At 51.0% G+C, this 16,445-nt stretch carries 12 protein-coding genes; all 12 read right to left on the bottom strand.

From position 1 onward, the window contains the following. Nucleotides 1-356: 356 nt before the first annotated feature. Entirely contained in the window at nt 357-1,055 is a 699-nt protein-coding gene (locus V8I28_RS05540) for a class A sortase (protein WP_341779132.1), read from the bottom strand. Beyond that, nucleotides 1,056-1,838 (bottom strand): class C sortase, encoded by a 783-nt coding sequence (locus V8I28_RS05535; RefSeq protein WP_341779131.1) that lies wholly within the window; start codon nt 1,836-1,838, stop codon nt 1,056-1,058. Between the two features lie 30 nt (nt 1,839-1,868). Beyond that, nucleotides 1,869-3,335, bottom strand: a complete 1,467-nt coding sequence (locus V8I28_RS05530; RefSeq protein WP_341779130.1) for a SpaA isopeptide-forming pilin-related protein — start codon at nt 3,333-3,335, stop codon at nt 1,869-1,871. A 3-nt stretch (nt 3,336-3,338) separates the two neighbouring features. After that, nucleotides 3,339-5,981 carry a SpaA isopeptide-forming pilin-related protein gene (locus V8I28_RS05525; protein ID WP_341779129.1) on the bottom strand — a complete coding sequence of 881 codons (2,643 nt, stop codon included), beginning with the start codon at nt 5,979-5,981 and terminating at the stop codon, nt 3,339-3,341. Between the two features lie 570 nt (nt 5,982-6,551). Further along, on the bottom strand, nt 6,552-7,766 hold the full coding sequence (locus V8I28_RS05520) for an MrcB family domain-containing protein (protein WP_341779128.1): 1,215 nt from the start codon (nt 7,764-7,766) through the stop codon (nt 6,552-6,554). A gap of 53 nt (nt 7,767-7,819) precedes the next feature. Further along, a complete protein-coding gene (gene rlmH, locus V8I28_RS05515; RefSeq protein WP_341779127.1) occupies nt 7,820-8,299 on the bottom strand; it encodes a 23S rRNA (pseudouridine(1915)-N(3))-methyltransferase RlmH in 480 nt (159 codons plus the stop codon). 536 nt (nt 8,300-8,835) lie between these two features. Then, nucleotides 8,836-10,188 carry a S1C family serine protease gene (locus V8I28_RS05510; protein ID WP_341779126.1) on the bottom strand — a complete coding sequence of 451 codons (1,353 nt, stop codon included), beginning with the start codon at nt 10,186-10,188 and terminating at the stop codon, nt 8,836-8,838. Between the two features lie 149 nt (nt 10,189-10,337). Beyond that, entirely contained in the window at nt 10,338-11,165 is an 828-nt protein-coding gene (locus V8I28_RS05505) for an MBL fold metallo-hydrolase (protein ID WP_341779125.1), read from the bottom strand. 109 nt (nt 11,166-11,274) lie between these two features. Further along, nucleotides 11,275-12,132, bottom strand: coding sequence for a two-component system regulatory protein YycI (locus V8I28_RS05500; protein WP_341779124.1), 858 nt, complete (start codon nt 12,130-12,132; stop codon nt 11,275-11,277). Nucleotides 12,133-12,158: 26 nt separating this feature from the next. Then, complete coding sequence (locus V8I28_RS05495) at nt 12,159-13,460, bottom strand: YycH family regulatory protein (RefSeq protein ID WP_341779123.1); 1,302 nt, start codon at nt 13,458-13,460, stop codon at nt 12,159-12,161. Continuing rightward, nucleotides 13,447-15,303 (bottom strand): cell wall metabolism sensor histidine kinase WalK, encoded by a 1,857-nt coding sequence (walK, locus tag V8I28_RS05490; RefSeq protein WP_341779122.1) that lies wholly within the window; start codon nt 15,301-15,303, stop codon nt 13,447-13,449. Before walK ends, V8I28_RS05495 begins: the two co-directional genes overlap by 14 nt. 46 nt (nt 15,304-15,349) lie before the next feature. Next, nucleotides 15,350-16,066 carry a response regulator YycF gene (gene yycF, locus V8I28_RS05485; RefSeq protein ID WP_233669063.1) on the bottom strand — a complete coding sequence of 239 codons (717 nt, stop codon included), beginning with the start codon at nt 16,064-16,066 and terminating at the stop codon, nt 15,350-15,352. Nucleotides 16,067-16,445: the final 379 nt, after the last annotated feature.

Raw genomic sequence — 16,445 nt, 5'->3', positions numbered from 1 at the left:
AGGTGTGGGGGTGATCCCTTACGTCGCATTACATATCACCACACCTCCTGGTATTCCCCACAGGTGTGGGGGTGATCCTAAAAAAAGGCCCAACCACACCGCTTTTCAGCGGTATTCCCCACAGGTGTGGGGGTGATCCTATTGTTGGCCCCAACGTAAACGTACACGATTGGTATTCCCCACAGATGTGGGGGCGCTCCCCTGCAGGTGCCTTTTTAAATCAGTATTCTCCCCACCTAAAACCTCCCTGTTTCACATGAAACAATTTCCACCTCTCCTCATCCCACCCAACCACCAAAAAAGCCGTTCTGACCTGGAATCAACTCCAGACCAGAATGGCTTTTTACGCTTTCTGTTTAATCCCTAGTCGCCACCCGCTTCACCGCCTGTAGCTCGCCGCGAACCACCAGCCGCTTCGGCTCACCGCGCCTGGCAGAGGCGCAGGTCACCAGGGTGACGAGGCGCTGGCCGGGGACATCATCAATAACCTCTATCCGGTGGCGATCGACCACCTGGACGCGGGTGACTTGGTAACGGTAGGTTCGCCGCTTATCCGTCAGGTAAATCTGATTTCCCCTGCGGACACCCTTGAGTGGCGAAAACAGCAGGCGCTTCGCCGTCATATAGTGCCCCGCCAGCGCGTAATTGCCCTGACCCATCTGCTGGTCCGCCTTGAGCGTTCCCGCTCCCCGAACCAGCACGGCATTGCTCACGCCAACGCCAATCGGCAGGTCTAACCCCACCGTCGGGACGCGGAGTTGCCCGACCGCCCCATCGTAGCCGCTGTTGCCCACTAGCTCACGGAGCCCATAGCCGCCGACCGTCAGTGGTGTCAGCTGGGCTGTCTTTTGATAGTTAAACGACGCCGTCTTGCCTTGCGCCGTTCGCTTAGCTTGCTGGACACTCTCCACCGTCATCCCCCGCAGCGCCGTTTCACCCATCCGCGTGATGGACGACCTCTGCGTCAGCCCGAGGAGCACCAGTCCACTGCCCACCAGAAACATCGCCAGCAACCAGAGGGAACTTTTTCTAAATCGTCGCTTGCGCTTAGCCATTTATTTTCCCTCCTTCGCCCGGCGATAGCGACGGTAAGCCGCCCATGCGCCGCCAATCAGCAATAATCCCGCCAACACCAGCAAACCAATCTTGTACCAGTCCCAGACAAACTTGCCCTTGGGAATCGTCTGGGTAGCGTTGGGAATTCTTTCCCCCGTCACCAACAGGCGATGGGTGTTAATCATATACGGCGTACAGGTCATCAGTGTCACCTGATTCTTGGCCGCCGAGCGGAGAACCGGCTGACGCGTAGTCGCCTTGACGGTCCGAATGGTCGTTACCTCGTAGGTCATCAGCCCGTAAGCATTCTTCAGGTAAAATCGGTCGCCACGTTTCAACCGCGGAAGATCCGTGAAGAGGATGGCATTGGGCGCCCCACGATGCGCGGTAATCAGGCTATGCTGATTGCGTTTGCCCTGGGGGACATCGGTTCCGTGGACCAGTCCCGCATACTTCTGGAGCACCGCATCGCTGGTCCCGACAAACACGGGAAGTTCCACATCGATTTTGGGAATCGCCACCAATGCTAGCGGCGTGGTTTCCATGAAACGGGTCGTCTCGGTCTTAAACAGGTCGATAACCGCCATCCCCGTAGCCGTGGTTTGCCGTTGTAAGGACCGCTGAAGGGCTCGTCGATGGTCCCGACTCGCCGTTTTCAGCTGATTCTTGTAGGCCACCAGGACCCCCTGCTGACGCCACCCGGTGACCAAGTTACTGGCAGCCGGATAGCCAATCACGCCCAGACCTAAACATCCCAGTAGGATCACCAGCCATTTGCGCATCGGGAGCCCTCCCTTCTCTAATTGTCCAAGTTAGCTTGACCGCCGTTGCCGGTAGTACAGATAACCCGCGCCACCCATCAGGAGTCCCCCGATGAGGAGAAATAGCCAAATGCCCATTCCCCCGGTAACCGGAAGCGCGTAGCTATGGTTCTTAATGGTCTCGAGGTGCACCCGACCATCGATTTCAAATTCAGTTGCTTCCTTCAACAGGGCATAACCGGCCGGCGCTTGCGTTTCAATCAGGTTATACGTCACCTTGCCATCATACACGTAGGGCACCCCATTGAACTGGAATCTTCCGTGCTGATCCGAGGTCAACGTCGTTCCGTTAGCTTTTTTGTCGACCCATTTCACAAAGGTCCCACGGTTAAAGACTGCCCAGAAGATGTTCCCATCTGAATCGACCTTTTGCACCTTAAACTTCGCGCCGACTAGTCCTTTTTCGGTCTTGGAATCAACCTTCTTGAACTTCGCCCCGCCCAGCGTCAGGTCGTTTAAGATGCTAATCTTTGACCCTCTAATGACAAAGTGCTTGGCGTCCGGCAACATTTCCTTCGCCTTAACGTTTCCTTCCTTGTCCACGGTAAACGTCAGCGCTGTCTTATGGTCCTTGGCACTTACCTGGTCGTAGTAAGGATACCGTGAGTTGTCAGCCTCCGTCAGGACATATTCGGTCCCGACCTCCAGGCTACCAAAGGCGATGTTACCGTCCTTATCCGTCACCAAGTCTCGCGACTCACCCTTGCCGTCCGCCCGTTGCAGCGTAAACTTCACGCCTTCCAGTCCTAGATACTTACCGCTAGTCGGCCTTTCCGGGTTACGCCCGACCTTGTGAATCTCCGGGTCCACGTCCCGGGCAACTAGGTTCTTGGGGTATAGGTGGATGGTCGCCCGGTTAGACAGGGGTAGCCCGATAATCATGGGCGCCGAGAGCCCCGTCAAATGATGGGTTGGCGCCTCAGTTTCCATAATCAGGTAGAAGCCCTTATTCGCCAGTCCAGTAAAGGTTAAGATGCCCGATGAGTCGGTTAGCTTTTTCGTTTGAATCGGCTGTAGTTTATGTTTCTTTACAAAATCTTTCTGTGCCCGTAGAACCTCGGCCGGGTCGGTCTTATCACCGACAATCTCCGCAATCACGTCGTCGCGAACCTTTTCAAACTCTTCGGCGGAGGTCTGACCACTCACGACCTGCTTATCTGCCAGAAATGCCGTCAGGTCATAGATCCCAAAGGTCACGGCCTCCAGTTTCTGGGCATCGTAGGGGGTCACGCTCACGCCATCCGAGAATTTCGTCAATTCCTCCCCAGTGTTTTCAATCACCCGGTTCGAATCCTCGTGCTGCGTCTCGGTTTCGTCCGATCGATTATCCAGCTTGTGAAGTTTAATCGTCACCGCATTCGGCGCCTCATTAGCCTGAGCCACGGCACAGCCACCAAGGGCCAGGCCACAAACGGCGAAGGTCGCGAGTAATAGTTGTCGTACTTTAATGAATTTCATGGGTTATCCTCTTCTAGGGTGTGTGCGCCAAATGACAATCGATGATAGGGTGAGCGTGAGCCCAATGATGATGAACCAGAAGATGCCTTGCCCCCCGGTTACGGGCAGGCTGTACGGATCGTTTTTAATCTGTTGTGGGGTGCTCTGGGCCTGATTCGACACGGTAAATTTCGTGGCTGGGCCAATGACGTAACCCTCCGGCGCCCGCGTTTCAATCAGCGTGTAGTTGCCCCGCGGAAGCCCCGTAACCTTCAGCTTACCGGTGTCGTCGCCCGTTAGCCGGGTCGCCGCCGCTCTGTCCGTCACCACTTTTTCAAACTTGCCGCTCCGATCAAACGTCAGGTACTCGCCGTTTGCGTTTTGAACGATGAATTCCGCACCCGTCAGTGGCTGGTTGGTGGTGCCATCAATCTTTTGGAATTCATGCGGGTAACCGCGGAAGAACCGTGTCACCACGCGATTCGTACGTTTACGCCAAGTGTGTTCGTCGCCGGAGTTAAACTCGATGCTGGCCCGGTTCTTGAGGCCGCCCACGAAGTCATCGGCCAGCGTCACTTTCAGTTGAATCGCAAAGGACTTTCCGTCGAACGTCAACGCCTCAATCTCCTGGTCAGACAGCCGATAAACGACCGTCCCATCCTCGGAAATGGTGATATCGCCTTTTTTGACGTCAATTAGATTACCATCGGTATTGAACAGCTGAATGTTTTCTTTCGTGGCGGTGACGCCCTGCGGCAGTCGGTCGCGGAAGATAATCTCATTCGGCTTGGCGATGGACTCGTTGGGGATGCTGTACGTTGGTTGATAAATCGTGTAGTAGAAACTGTTGAGGTCGTCGGCATCCCGGTCGATGGTTACGCCATCGAGGTTGTTGTTCTCAGACCCTAGTTCGCTAGTCCGATGAACCGTCTTCTGCGGCGCCGCGGGCTCTAGGGGCATGATGTAGCCACTAGAAAACGACTGCCACGTGAAGCCGAATTCGCTTCGGAGCTTAAAGAGCTGCGTGGTCCCAACCATCGGGAAGGACACCGCGCCTAGTTCGTAGTCGCTGGAACCGAGGTAGTCGCCCCAGTATTGATCACCACTGTGGTCTTCCTCCGGGGTTACGCCGATACCAATGCCTTCATACCAACCATTGCCATCGTCTTTAATTAGGGCATTGGGCGCCAATTTTCCTGGCAAGTCCGACCGGGTACCGGCCCATTCGTGTTGACCAGACGCATTACCATTCAACGACCCGAACGTGAAGTGCGTCCGATAGTCGTCTTGAGCATTCTTTTCGGGGAAGCGTAGGGCTTTCATCTCCTCGGCATCGGTAAACGTCATGTCGAGGTCAAACTCGTAAATGCCGTTGTACACCATGCCGGAGTAGAAATTGTTGGAGAAGTCAAAGTAGGCTCGTCCAGCATTTTCTTTCCCAATCTTTTCATGGTACTTAAGGTTTGAAATCTGAATGAGAACGCCCATCTGTTCCGTCGGCGTCTCCGCCGTGGTTGACGTGGTATACGCGCCAACATTGGGATAGTAGACTTCTATGGTGTCGGTTTCGTTTAAAGTTGGCTGCCCATTAATTGCAATGGCGTAGGCCTTTTCCCCACCATTTTTTTGCAGGTAAGACGAGTGGTAACGCGTCTCAAAGTTGTTGAAATTGGTACCACCGTAATAGCCACCTACTTTAATATTTTGGTCTTCTCCCAATTTCTTTTCGTAGAGCGTGACATCTTTATCCAAGATCGTGCCACCCATAATCAACTCATCCGACCAGCTTTCCATCTGGATCTGCGCCCGGTGAACGGGGATTTCTTCGCTGGCTAACGCCGACTTGATGGACGCCAGTCGTTGTAAATCCTTCGTTTGCGTAGCACTCGCTACCTTGGCTATCTCGTCACTCGCCGCTTGTTTGGTCGTTGACTCGCTAGTCTTCGTCGCCTGCTTGGATGATGAATTCCCATTGGTTTGCGAACTTGGCTGCTTACTTTCAGCAGTCTGGTTATCGCTTGAAGTGGTTGACTCTTTGGCATCGTCCTTAGTGGTCACCTCTTTAGCGACGGAATCCTTGGTCGTTGTGTCCTTTGCCGAATCGGCTGGTCGCTGCTGACTGGACGCCTTGTCGGACTTTCTTGAAGATTCCTTTGAAGCGTCTTTCGTCGACTCCTTAACCGCTTCCTCGGTGTCGGTCGCAATTACCGCGACCTCGGGGAGGGTGAAGGTTTCCACCGAATCGGCGACTTGGAGTTCGAGTTGTAAACTAGAAAGAAGTAGCGGGTCGGCGATGGTCAACGGGACGATGACCTCGACCTCACGCGACTCATTTTGAGCATTTTTTAACAATAATTGATGCTGTTGATCGACCCGCGCTGTAATGTCCTCTTCGGACTGAAGGTCAGTGATGTCGCCGACTTTAAACTTTACATTGTCCTGATCGGCTAACGTCAGTAACGTCTCCCCTGCCGGTAACTTAACGGTCAGCGCCATCTGTAAGGCTTGCGGCTGATGGCTCGTGACCTCTTTAACCGCCGTCCCCGTTCGGTCCTGGAGAACCGCCGTCTGAATCACATCTTCTCGCTGCTGCGCGTGAATCCGTAGCAATGACGCCAATCCCAAAAAACATCCCACTATCATAATCGCTCGTATTATCTTCTTCATGCGGTAATCCTCCGTCTCCTATGGGGTGCGAGCTGTCCTCTTTTTGAATGATTTTAGAATAGCAACGAAGTGTGAATAACTTATGAACTCCATATGTATTTTATAATAACATTAACCAAGTTGTTTAGTTATATATTAAAATAATCGTGCTGAGATCTAGTGGTAATTTTTCAATAGAAAACCGTAGCTAGGGGCTGGTCTCGCTACACTGCCGTAAGACATCACGCTGGCCAATATCTACGTGGTCGTGGACCGAGAAGGACAAGGTCAGATTCCAGGACATGTTTAAAAGTATTCTTGGGGACGTCGAATCCCAGACAGTCGCCTACCTTCAGGGAATTACGATTGAGCAGTTGATGGACAAGATTAAGATGATTTAGGATAGTAACGGCGCTCCGTAGTCGGGATGGACTGCGGAGCGCCGTTTTAGTTAATTTTGATTGGGTGGGTGAAGCTATTATTAGGACGAATCGGGCTAGAACTCATGAACAAACCAATTGCACTAATCCATCTGCTCTTGAAAACCAGCTGGAGAAGCTGTCTGACAATGCAAGGATACTCTCTACCCAACTATCGAGTAACACGTGGCAGCGCCTTATATGATTGTACTGTCGTTTCCAAACTTTTTTCCAATGGTCCAGCCACTGTATAAAATCTTTTATTATCCATGACATCATAGACTCTAAACAACTCGTAGGCGTTACCATACCTATTTGACGCTTCCATCTCATTTCTACTTAAATAAAAGGGCGTATTAATATCACCTTGAGTTGTCTTCACCTCAATAAATCTTGGTTCTTCGTCCTTCGTATATGATCGAATATCATAACCCAACCCATCTCCCTGTGTTCTTGACACTTGTTCAACAACCTTAGCTAAATCACCTCTACTTTCCCTTTTTAATCTTGCCTTTTCATATTCCACTACCAACAGTTCACCAATAAATCCTATTTTGGCGTCATACCGTTCCCTTGCACCGTAATCAATATCCCTCTGAAGTTTACCCACTACTTTGTGAGGTAGTCCATTTTGTGGTAACCCGGTTTTACACATTTCTTGTTCATTAGAAAAAATTTCTTTGTTTTGTTTTTGATGTTCCAAATTAGTTTTAGTATCAGAGTCTTCTAGTTCACCTTTCTTTAGAATATATAGGATTGAAGAACTCAATTCCTCTGGTAATAATAGTTTTCTCTCCAACTCTTTCAAAACATTTCTCATATCTAATAAATCACCGACTAACCGGTCATCCTCCGGCAGATTATCAAGATCATACTGAATGCTTAAAATATTTCCTTGTTCATACCCTAGTGGTAAAGTCGTTCCCTTATATTCAGACGCGTGTAGATCAATTCCACCATCAGACATTCTATCTGTCCGACTATTTAAGCATTTTTGCCAATAACTTGATACTTTCCTTACATTTTTTAAACCTTCTTTTTTTCCATATGTATCTTGGTAGAAACTCCACCCTTGGTTAAGCGATAAATAAACATATTTTAAATCCGCTGAAAATAAATAAACGATGTAAAATCCTTCTTTTGCACTACTAGTTATATTTATGTCAAACAATGCAATCCATGGAACAATTGCCCACCTACTTATTCCCGCCGATCCATTGGAAACAAATTTATCGTTCAGAAATAATCGTTTATTATCTACGGTATTAAGCCCAGCTGACAATATCGAAACGGTTTCATTGTCTTTGAATTTCTCATTTTCAAATTTATTTGAATTTTTACTTGGATAATTATTTTTAACATATTCAATCAAATGCTTAAGTTTCAAACTAACCAATCCTTTCTAGACACTTCTACCATAAAGATTCAATCTAATCCCCATCACTTATGATACGGACTCCCCTCATTAATCATAAACGCCCGGTAAACCTGCTCCGTCAACACCAGCCGCATCAGCTGGTGGGGGAGCGTGAAGCGGCCAAACGAAATCTGGGTGTCCGCGCGCTTCAGGACCGCCGGCGTTAAGCCCAGCGAGCCGCCGATGACGAAGGTGATATCCGAGTGGCCGTAGGTGGTCAGGTCCTTAATTTCCTGGGCGAACTCCTCCGACGAGCGCTCCTTGCCCAGGATGGCCAGTGCGTAGACGTACTCGCGGTCCTTGATCTTACTCAAGATGCGTTCGCCCTCCGCCGCCATGACCTGGTCCATCTCCGCCTGCGACAGATTTTCCGGCGCCTTTTCATCGGGGACCTCCACGATGGTAAATTTACAGAAACGAGAGAGCCGCTTGGCATACTCCGCGATTCCCTGTTTGAAATACTTTTCCTTCAACTTCCCAACCACGACAAATTTGATGTTCATAATTATCCTCCTGTACACAGGTTGTCCACAAAGTTATCCACAGGTGGACAACCTGATTTCCTAGATATTGGGGGTAAATCGGTAAGGACCTACGACATCTATTTTTTGCGAAAACGTCAATCCCTATTTAGTTATCCACCGGTCAGAAACGAAACGGACGTTCGCCAGCTCCGCTTACAATCCGCATGGCGCCAACGTTTTGAAGCCATCATCCGACCACCAAGTTTTTCTATCCACAGTTATCCCCAGCACCTGTGGATAACTTTTACACCGCTCTCATTGCCGTTCCAGACCTGTTCACAACTTTTCCACTACCCACACCCGGTGTTTATCCCCCAAGTTATCCACAGCTATAATTTCACTTATTTTTCGGCCTGAATTACGACTGGTCTTCACAGTTAGTTCGTTCGGCCAGCCAACCACCGGGTACGTTTTCATTTAACTTCAGCCGACCTTAAACTTCGGCTTTTCATTGAATAGTTTATCATACGAAAAAAGCGGCCGCTGGAAAAATCCAACGACCGCTTTCATTTTGCCTAACTTTCTGAGTTTTCGGTAGTACTGGTAGTGCTCTTCAGTTGCGAGCTGCTTTCGGTCAGCTTCACCTTCGTCGTCTGCTTCTTACCGTTGTGGTAATACGTCATCGACACGGTGTCGTTCAACTTGTACTTGTAGAGAATGTCCCGCAGCGTTGATTGGTCGGAAATCTTGTGACCGCCCAGCTCCGTGATGACGTCGTACTTGGACAAGCCCGCCTTCTTCGCCGGTGAACCGGACGAAGCGCTCATGACCACGACCCCAGCATCCACGCTAGATGGCAGCTTCAGCACCGACTTCTGTTGCGCACTGGAAACGTTGGCCAGATCCACGTAGGTAATGCCCAGTGCCGGCCGAACGACCTTACCCTTCTTGACCAGCTGATTGATGATGTTGACGACTTCGTTCGACGGAATGGCAAAGCCCATCCCCTCAACGCTAGTCCCCTCGGCATCACTGGCAATCTTCGACGAGGTAATCCCCACGACTTGACCGCCGACGTTAATCAGCGCCCCACCGGAGTTCCCAGGGTTAATCGCAGCATCGGTTTGAATAACCGTGGCGTTCCCGGTCTGCGTCCCAGCAGAGTTCGTGGTTTCAATCGTCCGTTTCTTGGCGGAAATAATCCCTTCCGTCAAGGACGTGGCGTACTGGCTACCCAGCGGTGACCCGATCGCCAAGGCCGTCTCGCCGACCTTAATCTTATCGGAATCCCCGAACGACGCCACCGTCTTCAGGTCCGCGCCGTTAACTTTCAAGACGGCCAAGTCGGTCACGGAATCCTTCCCGACTAACTTCGCTTGTAGCTGTTTACCCGAGCTGGTCACGACCCGCAGTGCCGAGGAACCGGAGACCACGTGGTTGTTGGTCACGATGTAGGCGGTATTACCATCCTTCTTGTAAACCACCCCGGAACCTTCCGAAGCCTCTTCCAATTCTGACTTAGACTTGCTGGAGTCCGAGGACGAACTTTCCCCGAACAATTGCCCCAGCGTACTGCTACTACTATTCTGCTTCTGCAGGTTGACCACGGAGACCATGGCCCCTTTGACCTTGTTGAAGGCCTTGGTCGATTGCGTGGAAACATTGACCGTCACGTTCGAGGTCTTGGTGTTGCCCGTGGAATTACTGCCACTAGGCACGGCCGTATCATTAATACCACTATTATTAATGTAATTAATCCCACCGTAAGCGACCCCGCCACCGAGTAAGCCGGCGACGGCCGCGGTCACGGCCACCTTGGTTAAGGTCAGTCCGCCCCGCCGCTTCCGTGGTTGGGGTTCCGGCGTGGGTGTTGGTGTTGCCTGGTTATTATCATTAGCTTGATTGTTTTGATTATTGTTGTTATCCATAGCATTGCGCAAAAACGCGCTAACCCTCCTCATTCGTCGGTCAGGGCATCAGGCCACCAACCGCCATTTTTTGATAACTCTTATAATAGCTGGATTGTGTGAATTTTTTTCGACAAATACTTGCCGAAGTCCTAAAGTTTACGTTTTCTTTATAAAGCGACCAACGGCGTGGCCTCTTCCGGGTTGGTATCGATTAACTGGAAGTCATGACCCACCCCGAAGTCGCGGTTCTCCATCATGGAGGCCACGGTCAGATGACACAGCGACTGCATATTATTGTGCAGACTGCGGTGGCCCAGGTAAATTTTCTTGGTCCGGTTGCCCAACACATCCATCAAGGCATCGGCACCTTCCTCGTTGGAGAGGTGACCCTTGTCGCCCAGGATGCGTTGCTTCAATGGCCACGAGTACTCGCCCATCCGTAGCATTTCCACATCATGATTGCATTCCAACAGGTAGGCGTCCGCGTCGGCAATCACGCCTTCCACGTGCTCCGACACGTAGCCGGTATCCGTCAGAATCACGAAGGTTTTCCCGTGATAGTGAATCGCATAGAATTGAGGTTCCGCAGCATCGTGGGACACCGAGAAACTTTCCACGTCAATGTCACCAAACGTCTGGACGGTATCCGGCGCGAACAGGTGCTTTTGCGCCAGATCCACCTTGCCAATCTTCGAGCTCATGGCATCCCACGTCCCCTGGTTGGCATAGACATCGAGTTGGGCATAGCGCCGCGCTAAAATCCCCACGGCCTGCCGATGGTCCGAATGCTCATGCGTGACCAACAGGGCGTTGACGTCCTGCATCTTCCGGTCGATGTCGCCCATTAATTTCTCAATCTTCTTGCCACTCAACCCGGCATCAATCATGATCCGTTCGTTGGGGCTCTCCACGTAGCAGACGTTACCCGTGCTTCCACTGGATAACACACTGATCCGCAAATCATCTGCTGTTGCTGTTTCCGTCCGCAAATCCATTCGACCTCTCCTTAAATTCAATACCGTTATGATACCGCATTTCAGCGGACTTGTAACTTATTATTATTTTACTGGCGCCCAATGAAAAAGACGGCCTAAGCCGCCTTCCTTAATCGCTAGTTGTTGCCGAACCACTGACGGTCTTGACGTTGCTGTCCGAGGTCAAGATGGCCCCCGTAAAGGCGTTGACGTGTTTCAGCTGTAAGACGCCGGCGTTGCTACCGCTATTGGCCTTGACCGCGATGACCCAAGTCGGAATATACACGCTACTGTTCTTTAAGTTAAAGTAGCGGGTGTATGCCAGCTTGGTCCACACAATCTTGGTATTATTAGCAATCTGATTGTACTGGTACAACCAGATTAACGCCTTTCGTTCGGAAATGGTTTCGGTCTTTTCCCGCAAGGTCGTGACGTCCGTCAGGTAGCCCTGCGTGTAGCCGGTGACGGTTCCCGTATTGGTTAGGCTGAAGCGAATCTCACCGTACTTGGAATAAATCTGACCATCCGTGACCCGTTGCGTATAGACCACCGTGTTGCGGCTGGACAATTGTTGATTGTATTTATACTGACTCCCATTGAGAATCAGCGCCGTATTCCCGACCACCGTATCCAACGCCTTGTCCGGATGCGCGGTATCCACGCCGGTAATCGCCGTCTTGAAGGTCGAGGTAATCGTCCCATCCGACTGGTAACGAACCGTCTGATCCGACAGCGACGTCAGGCTACTCTTGATACTATCATCATTACTGGTGGAAACGTAGTAGCCCTCGCCACTCTTCTTGGAGGGCGTTCCGAACTTGATATCGTCGGTGCGCATTTCCTTAATGATGGTGGTATCGCTATCCGCCGAGCGACTCGTGGTCGCATCCGTTTGTCCCGTTGTGTCGTGTTGAAACGCCGCGAATAAAAAGATATCAATTGCGATAAACGCGACTAAGAATAGCCACTCAATCCGTCGAAAATCCATGCCGGACCGCCCCTCCTTTCACCAGACTATTGCTGTTGCTTCAACAGTTGCGTATAGGTCCTCCAGCTCCCGTTATAGTGGACGTACCACGTTGGCGTCAGGTTAACCACCTTATCCGACGACGTGGACGTCAGCCACTGATAGCCGACCTGAAGACTACTGATTTTAGACTTATCGTACCCCGCCGCAACCAGTTGATCAATGACGGCTTGCGTCCCGGGCAACGAGACCGACTTCTTATCGGTTGGCACCGGGACCTGCAGGCTGTACAAGGAGAAATTATACCGGCGCACGCCCTGCGATAACATCTGAATCCGCGCGGCACCGTAGTTACTCTGATTAAAGATGGGGAAGCCTTCCACGAAGCTCCGGTAGGTCACCGTCGAATTCTTCGCGCTGTACCCGTAATACCGCAAGTTTTCCATGGGAATCCCAATGGTCTTCACAGCAGAATAACTGGCCTTGAGCGCCTGACTGAAGTTCAACGAGGATTGGAGCGCACTGTAGTCTTCATAAAGCGCCGTCCCCTGCTTATTGTACACGGTCAACTGTCGAGAAGCGCCGTCGCTATAGATGGTACTATCCTTGGTCTTCTTGGCCGACACATTCGTGGACTCCCCTTTATTTAAGAGGCGCGTAGTGAAGTAATCGGTCGACTGCTGGTTGACCAAATAACTGTAGGATGGCACCGTAATGTTCGACGTCACGTAGGCCGTGGCCGAATTACTCAGCCAGGCCATCTTAACGCTAATCCGGAAGAGGTTTTCCTTCATAATCTTCCGAATCGCCGCGGTATCCGAGGATTTAACCGTCACTTGATAGACATCCTGTCGTTTGTCGTCTAACAGATAGATGTGGTCCCGGTCGTTTAACGGCACCAAGATCCGCGAAAACTGCGTCGACTGGCTATTCAGTTGACTACCAAAGACGGTGTTGAACATCTTCACGTTGATGGGGCTGGCGTACGACAGGAGCAGGCTACTCTTGCGCGTCAAATACTGCATGTAGGCGTGCTTCGAGGATACCCGCACCCGGTTAACTCGACTAAACTGCCACTTGGTCAATGCCTCGCGCAACTCCGTGGTCAGGTTAACTTTCCGGTTGTTCAACAGCTCCTGCTTGCCCTGCGGATCGCTGTAAACGACCTGGGTTGGCAGGTATACGTCCTTTTGCGGCCGGGTACTCAGCTCCGTGGTGGGCGTATTCGAACTGCGTTGGCGGTTCCGCTCGTACTGCGCCGGGTTGGTCCAGATCATCGCGGACAACACCACGCTGACGGTCACCGCCACGGCTAATCCGAGTGGTAAGAGGGCTTTAGTTATCTTCATCCCAAAGATCCTCCTCTTCATACGGCTTGTAAGGTAGGGAAATGTAGAACGTTGACCCCCGTCCCTCACGACTGTCTACCCAGATTCGGCCACCGAGTAACTGGACCACTTCCCGGGAAATAGCTAATCCCAGGCCAGTCCCACCTTGTGCCCGTGAACGGGCCTTATCAACCCGGTAGAAGCGATCAAAGATCCGTGGAATATCCGCGCGAGGAATCCCTAAGCCTTGGTCAGACACGCTGAGAATGACGTTGTTGTGCGTCTCCAGCAGCCGGCAGGTCACGACCCCACCATCGGGCGAGTACTTGATGGCATTATTCATCAGGTTATCCAGAACTTGGGTAAACCGATCGGTATCGATTTCCACCCACAGGTCGCGCTTGGTAAAGTCCCGCTTGATCGTGTAGGTCTTTTCCGGCCGGTCATCCTGCTTGAGCATCATGTCAAAGCGGTCCAACACGTAGTTGAACAGCTCGTTTAAGTTCACCATTTCCAAGTCAACCTTTTGTGTCCCGGAATCCATCCGTGACAAGGTTAACAGGTCATTAATCATCCGAATCATCCGGTCCGTTTCCTCTTGGGTGACCTTCAAGAATTGCGGCGCAACCTCGGGATCTTTCCAAGCGCCTTCGGACAGGGACTCGATATACGCCCGCACGCTGGTCAGCGGCGTCCGTAGCTCATGGGACACGTTGGAAACGAATTGTTTCCGATCCTGGTCAATCTTCTGCTGTTCCGTGACATCGTGGAGCACACAGACCAGCCCGGAAATAAAGCCAGACTCCCGCTGAATCAAAGAGAAGTAGGCTTGAAGAATTAAGTCGTGTTCTTTCGTTGAAAAATCCAAAACTAAATCGTCCGGATCTTCCAGCAGTTCGCGCAACGTATAGTCATCGCGAATCGCCAGCAGGTCCAGAATGGATTTCCCCACGGCACTGTCGGTTTCCGTATCCAGGAAACTGGCGGCCGTTTCGTTAATAATCGTGACGTTCCCGCGCCGATCGGTGGCAATAACCCCATCGGTCATGTGGGACATCACGGAGTCTAGCCGCCGTCGCTCGGACTCGGTCGACTCCTGCGCCTCTTCCACGCGCACGGACAGGTTGTTGACGGCACTGGCCAATTGCCCCAGTTCATCGGTTCCATAGACCCGCACATGCCCAGAGTAGTCCCCTCTGGCAATGCGTAGCGTTTGTTTCTTCATTTCATCGATTGGTCGGGTAATTGCCCGGGAAATAATAATGGCCATCACCAGACCCAAGATAATCGCCACAAACGTTGCGGAGACGTAGATCAGCGTGATTTGATTAATATTTTGATAGACCGAGTCTAGGCTCGACCGCATGTAAATAACCCCGACTAATTCGCTGTTATTTCCTTGGGTGCGAATCAGGCGCGTAATGGTCGTGTAGTAGCGACTATTATTCTGCGAATTGTACGTGGTGCGGACCACGTCGCGGTTATTGTAGATTGAATTTTTAATGTTGTTATCGGTGGTCTTCTGACCAACGATCCCCTGGTTATCGGCTTCATTGGTCCCACGAATGGTTCCTTTGTTGTCAATCACCCTAATCTGGGCATTATTGGTGTTGTTAATCTCCGACAGCGTCGATTTAATCTGTTTATCGGCCTTGGTGGTATTCGTGGTCGACAGCTCGTCCGACAGGCGATTGACGATGTACGTCTGCACGACCTGTTGGGATTTAAACGTGTTTAAGTTTTGACGTTCCAGCTGCCGGACGAACACGGCACCCACGATCTCCAGCGTTAGCAATAGGAGTAGCGCGAAGACCAGCGCGATTTTAAAGTGAATCGACTGGAAAAATTTAATTTTACTATTCACGAAGTCACATACTCCTCCAATGCGAGATTTAGCGGTTCCCCGCTAGCTAAGCTTGATCAGAATCGGGGTTACGCAAATAGTAACCAACCCCACGCCGCGTCACTAACCAAGTAGGGTGGCTGGGACTGTCTTCGATCTTTTCTCTCAGGCGCCGCACCGTAACGTCCACGGTCCGAACATCGCCGAAGTAGTCATAGCCCCAGACCGTTTGCAACAAGTGTTCTCGGGTCATCACTTGACCGATGTGTTGCGCTAAGTAATGTAACAATTCAAATTCACGGTGGGTCAATTCAATGTTGGCTCCCCGCTTAGACACGGAGTACGCTTCGGGATGGATGGTTAAATCACCAATCTCGATGTCTTGGTTCTCGGGTTCTTCCGGTTGGGCGTGCGCGGCCGTGTTCTGCCGCCGCAAGTTGGCCTTCACCCGGGCTACCAGTTCCCGGTTAGAGAACGGCTTAGTAACGTAATCGTCGGCCCCTAATTCCAGACCCAGAACCTTGTCGAGCTCGGAGTCCTTGGCCGTGACCATAATGATTGGCATGTCATGCTTCTTACGAATCTCACGGGCGACTTCCAGGCCGTCTACTTTAGGCAACATTAAATCGAGGATGACGAGGTCGGGGTTCCCGTCTTCAACCTGTTGAATGGCGGCTTCACCATCGTAGGCGACGTCCACTTCGTAACCCTCTTTTTCCAAATTAAACTTCATAATATCTGTAATAGGCTTTTCATCATCGACAACTAGAATTTTTTTAGGCATAATTAAAAATTTCCTCCTTAAAGGGAAATACAGTCCGATCCGGTAATTGCAGGATTACCGGCAGGCCAGCCATTGGATGTCAAACTACCATCGTCAATGGGGCCACTACGATTTTGGTACGGTTTTATGTTGATCGTTTAAAGTCAAGGAATAGTGGGTCAGTCGTTGTCACTGACCCTAATTTTTCAGGTGCGTTGCCCGTCCTGAGAGACTTCCAGTGACGGGAAAACAACGCTACTTGAATTATAACACATCATGAAGTTTCTTTCAGTCCTAGTCTATCAAGGATTTAAGGTTGTTTTAACCGGATATTTCTCGGGAAATACCGCTGATTACTGAACAAAACTCATAATTATGGCTATTAGCATACGTTATTTTC

The sequence above is a fragment of the Levilactobacillus sp. HBUAS70063 genome, assembly GCF_038374745.1.
Classification (GTDB): Bacteria; Bacillota; Bacilli; order Lactobacillales; family Lactobacillaceae; genus Levilactobacillus.
Note: the sequence above shows the minus strand (reverse complement) of the source record. Positions and strands in the feature narration are given on the sequence as shown.